General features: G+C 59.9%; 1 protein-coding gene. It reads left to right on the top strand.

The genetic code is table 11. From position 1 onward, the window contains the following. Positions 1 to 195 precede the first annotated feature (195 nt). On the top strand, positions 196 to 966 hold a 771-nt coding region (locus tag TW83_RS16655; RefSeq protein WP_045983904.1), incomplete at its 3' end, for an IS110 family transposase.

The following is a 966-nucleotide window of genomic DNA, read 5'->3' as shown; positions in this document are numbered from 1 at the left end:
TCCTGACCCTTCTGTATCTGAGTTTCGCTAAACTTACCCCGTCACTGTCCCTGGCCAGGGACGGTGACGGGGTGGTGCGCGACGTCTGACCCTTGTGGCTTGACCACGCTTCTTAGCCTGTCGGCACCGCCTCTCTTCATCGTCTCGGACAGTTGATTGCGGCCGTTCAGGACCGCGCACCAGAAGGAAGAGAGCATGGACAATCTATCACATGGCCGCGTTATCGGCATAGACGTCAGCCGTGACTGGCTGGACCTTCATTGCCTGCCCGATGGGCTCCAATGCCGAATGCCAAATGGACCTGAAGGTCACGCGGCCGTCTCGGATCTTGCCCGCGATCGAGATGCCGTCGTTTGCTTTGAGTCAACCGGCGGACAGGAATGGCAGCTCTGGGAAACGCTCGAGGCAGAAGGCGTCATCGCCCGACAGGTGCCGCCTGCTCAGGTGAAGGCATTCGCACGAAGCCGTGGCACGCGCGCAAAAACCGACCGAATTGACGCGGAGCTTATTGCCCGCTTCTTTGCCTTTCGGCCCGATGCCGGTCGCCGCCTTCCCACAGAAAAGCTGAGATCACTCAGAGCTTTGACCTCAAAGCGGGCCCAGATCGTCGAGATGCGGAAACGTCTACTGGCACAGATCCGCGCGCATCAGAAGCTTGGCACAGCCGAGATGTTCGACAGTGTCGATAGCGACTTAAAGGCTCGGCTCGACTGCCTGATCAAAGAGTTGGAAGACAGGATCGGGGCCACCCTATCCGGCGACGTATTGCTGGCAGAAACCGCTGGTGTTTTGCGCTCCATCCCTGGGATCGGACCAGTGGCCAGCACAATGCTGATCGCCGAAATGCCTGAACTTGGCACCATAACAGGCGAACAGGCTGCAGCTCTCGTAGGGCTCGCCCCAGTGGCGCAAGACAGTGGAACCCTGCGCGGGAAGCGGACCATTGCAGGGGGTCGCCGTGCCCTA

Source organism: Paracoccus sp. S4493 (genome assembly GCF_000967735.1).
In the GTDB taxonomy this organism is placed as follows: Bacteria; Pseudomonadota; Alphaproteobacteria; order Rhodobacterales; family Rhodobacteraceae; genus Paracoccus; species Paracoccus marcusii.
The sequence above is the reverse complement of the archived record's forward strand: the minus strand, read 5'-3'. Positions and strand labels throughout refer to the sequence as shown.